This window comes from Pedobacter sp. 05L430, from assembly GCF_056397585.1.
Genome location: NZ_JBFTNT010000321.1, coordinates 1 through 5,700, shown reverse-complemented (window position 1 = coordinate 5,700; position 5,700 = coordinate 1). Strand labels below are relative to the sequence as shown.

Sequence of the window (5,700 nt, the reverse complement as noted above, 5' to 3'; positions counted from 1 at the left end):
TTGGAATGTTCACTAAATCTGAATTCAGTGTAACTCCTGAATTCAATAATTTCTCTGGAAATGCAAACTTTCTGAACCAAAACACAAAATCCACAAAAGACAACGTAAACCTTAACCATATTGGTCTGGTACTTTTTAGCCCCGCTATTAGAATGAAAGGGCAAGACACCCAACGCGGGGTGGTAAGTACTGTGTTCGGAATTGCCTACAACAGAAACAATGATTTTACCGCTAATTTCAATTACGGTGGATCAAACCCAAGTAATTCAATCGTAGATTATTTTGGTGATCTGGCAAATTCAAACGGCTTAACAAATGGCTCTGTACAAAAAGACGCTTATGATGGGTACCTTTTAGATTACGATGGGGTAAAAGACGAATATTTTGCGTCTACAAATGTACCTAACACACAAAAGAAAAGTGAAATAAGATCAGGTTCAACATCTGAACTTACCGCATCGGGAGCTATTAACATTTCTAACCAGGTGTATATAGGAGCAAGTGTCTCATTGGTAAATGTTCGTTACATCAACGACAGTGAGTTTACTGAATCAGGAACAATGGTTGACAACTCAAAGTACAACCTATCTTACAGACAAAATCAGGAATCAAAAGGATCAGGATACAATGCCCGTTTAGGGATAATTGTTAGACCGGTTGAAAACTTTAGAATTGGAGCAACCTTACAATCTCCTTCATGGATGCTTATTGAAGACAATACCTCAATAGTTTTAGACTCCAAAATTGTTGGTGGTGCTAACGCAGGAAGCCTTAATGGCACTGTACAAAACTATCCATTCAATTACCGTGTTAGGACACCTTTAAAAGGATCTTTGGGCGCTAGTTATGTAATTGCAGGTAAAGCTTTGATCTCTGCCGATGTGGATTATGTTGATTACAGTACGATTCGTTTCTCAACTGATCAGGGGCTAGATCCGGCAACAATTGTAGACGAAAACAATTCAGTAAGAGACAATTATAAACAAGCCGTTAACTTTAGACTTGGAGCAGAATATAAAATAGATAATGCATTTAGCTTAAGCTCGACGATAGGAGAGCTCTCTTGATCGAGAAGTAGCCGCAAATTCGCATAATCAAGAGGTCTCTCCTATCGTCGAGATGACGAAAATGCGCTATAAAATAAACGACTTTGCAACGATTCTGAACGACTATTCTCTATTAAAACTCAGTTTTTACCCTCTATACTATCGTATATCAATCTTTTTTTTATTAAACTAGATCACTCCAAATAACGAGGCCCCGTTCTCACCTAGTCTATTTACTTTTTCTTCTATTTCGGGTACTTTCAATAACTCAGGCGCGTGGTGCGGTTTTTTACGTGCATCAATTATCACAGGCCCATTACAGCCCCAGTGTTTATCATCAATAAACTCCGAAATACCATGAATATCAGTTGCCGGATTGCTACGCGTAAAGGTTACCCATACCAAATTGTTTATATTCTGAGCAGTAAATTCAGCATCATCACAAAGCACAATTAGCGGTATACCACTTAAATCTTTACCTTTTACAGCTTCCTCTAATAGAGCTACCTCATCTTTTGCCGCTCTGGCGCTAGTATAAGCCGGAAGCTGCAAAGCCATTACACCTGGAATAGCAAGCTTAACAGAACAGAAATCAGCAGGCATTACAAAACCTTCGGGAGGTTCGGTCGCAAGCACTCTCTTTTTCTCTCCTGCCGCAGCAAACACTACTTTAGAACCACTGTTTAACCCCTCTCCACTGTAATCTAAAGTATCAATAGTTGTTTTGGTATGAAAATGCAGATCCCTTGTAAGATCAATACGTTCCAATACATGTTGTATAAAACCAGAAAGATCATGAGTATCTAACTGTTCATTATCTTCTCTGGCAGCAATAAATAAGTACTTAGCTAAGCTTAACTGATTCTTACCAAGAATATGGTTTGCAATAGTTAAAATTTCCTGAGGCCTTCTTTCCTTAAGATATGGTGTATAACGCTCACTTCCAATGGCAAATAATAAAGGGTGTACCCCTGCTGCATCAACAGCATTTACTTCTTTTAATCCATGTATTTCTTTTGGCAAGGCCGATCCTGCAATCTCATGAATCAATGCACCAAAACTGGTATCTTCCTGAGGAGGCCTACCTACTACGGTAAACGACCATATTGCATCGTTCCGGTGATAAACATTATGCACCTTCATTAATGGAAAAGGATGGGTAAGGCTATAGTAACCCAAATGATCCCCAAACGGTCCTTCTGGCTTGTTCTCTTGCGGATAAACAGTACCTGTTATTACGAAATCAGCATCTGCAGAAATGCAGAATCCCTCATCATCATAAAAGTACCTGAACCTTCTGTTACCTAAGGCTCCTGCAAAAGTCATTTCCGAAAGGCCTTCGGGCAAAGGCATTACCGCAGCCAAAGGATGAGAAGGTGGACCACCAACAAAAATACTCACCTTTAAAGGCAGTCCTTTTGCATTGGCTTTAGATTGATGAACACCTATACCCCTATGTATTTGATAATGTAATCCTATTTCTTTGTTGGTTTCGTAATCATTGCCCGCCAACTGTATTCTATACATACCCAGATTTGCATTTAACACGCCCGGTTTATCGATATCTTCTGTATAAACCTGGGGCATGGTAATAAAAGGGCCTCCATCCATTGGCCAGTTCACAATCTGAGGTAATTCGCTGATGGTAGTTTTGCTAAAATTAGCTTTAAACAGGCTTTGCTTTAAGGGAAGTGCTGTTAATGCAGTAAAAGCGATACCTGGTAATTTAAAAGGATTTTTTAGTGCTTTAACAGGGTCAGATCTAAGGTTTACCAGTTGTTCAACTTTAGGCAGGCTATCGCGAAACATGAATTTGGAACGTTCTAATGTTCCAAACAAATTGGAAACAGCAGGAAATTTACTTCCCTTAACCTTCTCAAAGTACAATGCCGGTCCTTGCTGCTCATACACCCTTAGATGTATTGCAGCCATTTCAAGGTAAGGATCAACTTCTTCTTTTATCCTGATTAAATGCCCATGCTTTTCAAGATCGGCAACACAGTCTGCTAAACTTTTATATCCCATTACATGCCAAAGATATTAAAGAACTTGATATTTAAAGGCAACTTGATATCCAAAGATATAGTTATGCTATGATACAAATCGTCATCTCGACAACAGGAGAGATCTCTTGAAAACGCACAGTAGCTGTGAAGCAAACGGGCATAACCAAGGGATCTCTCCTGTTGTCGAGATGACGAGATGGGGATTATTTCTTGCCTGCAAATGAACGAAGCATCCAGGTATTTTTTTCTTTGAACTGCATAAACCTGTTTACCATATCGTTAGATCCGTCATCGCCGGCTTTATCGGTTGCTTCAAGGAGTTCGCGTTCTATTTCGATTAGTTTAGCCATATCGTCCAGAACGGCATCCACCATATCCAAATCCTTTAAGCCTATGGTATCAATTTCTTTTATCGCAGATTCTTTAATATAGTCAGCGAAACGACTATGAGGTGGTTTCCCAAGTGTCAAAACACGTTCAGCAATCTCATCAATTGTAAGTTGCGCATTGGTATATAACTCCTCAAATTTTATGTGCAGTGTAAAAAAATTCTGGCCCTTAATGTTCCAGTGGCATCCTCTTAATTTCTGATAATGAACGTGGTAGTTTGCTAAATAATCGTTAAGCATATCTACAACGGGTTTTACTTTCTTTTCATTTAAACTGATTTCTTTTGCGTCCATAGTATTTATTTTTTTATTTTGTCGCCCTTAACAGGAATTGAAAATATAACAATACCTAATTAAAATGGTTTGAAAAATGTTCTTAAACATACAATAGTAAATCATAAGCAACGTTTATAGTATCAATTCAGGGGTTATTTTTATTATTCGTATAATTGCGAAATTACTTTATCAGAAAATTAATGTATAAATATTATATAGTATCATTCTTTGCCGTACTTCTTAGTTTTTCAGCTGCTAAAGCAAACACCAGGGATTCAATTGGGGTTGAAAATTACAATGGTAAAAAATTGATCATCCATAAGATTGTCGCAAAAGACACCTATTACTCATTAGGAAGAAGATATAACGTTGTTCCTAAGTATATTATGACTTTTAATGACAACAAGTACCTTCAAATTGGTGTAATCATTAAAGTACCTACTGACATCCCATTTAACGGAAATCCGACTGCTACTGCAAGCACTAAAGAAACCGCAACGCCCGCAGTTACTGACACGCCTACCGAGGGCAATCTTATAGAACATGCCGTTCAGAAAAAAGAAAACCTTAATATGCTTGCCGAAAAATACGGCACTACTGTAAACGAAATCAAAAGGGTTAATAATCTTCGTTCAATAAACTTACAAATTGGTCAGATACTAAAAATCCCTGCTACAAAATCTCCGGATGGAACACCATTGGCAACTGTAGATCCTGAAAAGATCAACACACCACCGGTTGAAAATACACAAAAGGATCCTGTGGCCGTTGTGGTAAAAAAAGACAGCATAAAGCCTCAACTGCCAATCCAAAAACCTGCAGCAGTTAAGCCAGATACTTCAAAGCCCGCCACTTCAAAACCAGATTCTACGAAGCCAGATTCGGCAAAACAAGATAACGGGCCGTTATTGATTCATACAGTTGCATCAAACGAAACGATGTATTCTATCGCAACACGATACAAGTTAACAATGGATCAGTTAAAGGCTAAAAATAACCTGACAGACAATTCATTAACTGTTGGTCAGAAATTATGGATCAGGGGTCAATACCCTGTTACTCCGCAAGAGCCTGAACACCCTCTTGACACCCTAAATTCCATCAAAGATCCATCATTAAAATATGCGGCAAGCAGGTATGGCTTAAACCAGATCGACGAAAAAGGTACCGCCGTATGGATTTCTGATACTGATCTCGATCCTACTAAAATGTTGGTTTTACACCGCACAGCTCCAATTGGTACCGTAATGAAAATTACCAACCCAATGAGCAACAGATCAACCTTTGCAAAAGTTGTTGGTAAATTTTCTGAAAATGAGTCTACAAAAGATGTTATAATTGTAATGACTAAAGCAGTTGCTGATGCACTGGGAGCTTTAGACAAAAGATTTTATTGCAATTTAACATACGGCGGACAAGAGAATGAACAATAATAAGCCCTTTATTATCGGTATTGCGGGTGGTAGTGGATCCGGTAAAACCTTCTTTTTGAATTGTTTCCTACATCATTTTAAAAATGATGAGGTAACATTAGTTTCACAGGATGATTATTACATCCCGGCGGGTGAAATGACTCAGGAAGAGAATAAATTATACAACTTTGATCTGCCATCAACCATAGATGATCAGCAGTTTCTGCTTGATATTAAGAAACTCTTAAAAGGAGAAGTTGTTTATAAGAAAGAATACAATTTCAATAATCCATTAGCAATAACCAAAATACTGGAAATTAATCCTGCTCCTATTATCATTGTTGAGGGGCTTTTTATCCTCCATTTTAAAGAAATTGCTGCCCTTCTGGATCACAGGATTTTTGTTGAGGCAGAAGAATCTGTGGCATTAGACCGCAGAATTAAACGCGATGGTATGGAACGCGGATACCCTGAAGAAGATGTGGTTTACAAATGGCACAATCATGTGGTTCCTGCTTACAAAGAGTTCTTATTGCCTTACAAAGGCGAATGTGATCAGGTTATTATAAAC

5 protein-coding genes are annotated in these 5,700 nt (G+C 38.3%); 3 read left to right on the top strand and 2 right to left on the bottom strand.

Annotated elements, in window-relative coordinates:
* Positions 1–1,067, top strand: a 1,067-nt coding sequence (locus AC1DG9_RS23650; protein ID WP_477635354.1) for a hypothetical protein, incomplete at its 5' end; no start/stop codon positions are given.
* A 168-nt stretch (positions 1,068–1,235) separates the two neighbouring features.
* Here the strand turns inward: AC1DG9_RS23650 and AC1DG9_RS23645 are convergent.
* Both AC1DG9_RS23645 and AC1DG9_RS23640 read right to left on the bottom strand, forming a co-directional pair.
* Positions 1,236–3,071, bottom strand: coding sequence for a UbiD family decarboxylase (locus AC1DG9_RS23645; protein ID WP_337716615.1), 1,836 nt, complete (start codon positions 3,069–3,071; stop codon positions 1,236–1,238).
* Between the two features lie 184 nt (positions 3,072–3,255).
* On the bottom strand, positions 3,256–3,735 hold the full coding sequence (locus AC1DG9_RS23640; protein WP_172659893.1) for a Dps family protein: 480 nt from the start codon (positions 3,733–3,735) through the stop codon (positions 3,256–3,258).
* Between the two features lie 182 nt (positions 3,736–3,917).
* Between AC1DG9_RS23640 and AC1DG9_RS23635 the strand changes: the two genes are divergently transcribed.
* Together AC1DG9_RS23635 and AC1DG9_RS23630 are read left to right on the top strand one after the other, a co-directional pair.
* Positions 3,918–5,150, top strand: a complete 1,233-nt coding sequence (locus AC1DG9_RS23635) for a LysM peptidoglycan-binding domain-containing protein (protein ID WP_337716613.1) — start codon at positions 3,918–3,920, stop codon at positions 5,148–5,150.
* The coding region (locus AC1DG9_RS23630; RefSeq protein ID WP_477635353.1) for a uridine kinase family protein at positions 5,140–5,700 on the top strand (561 nt) is incomplete at its 3' end. The genes AC1DG9_RS23635 and AC1DG9_RS23630, both read left to right, overlap by 11 nt.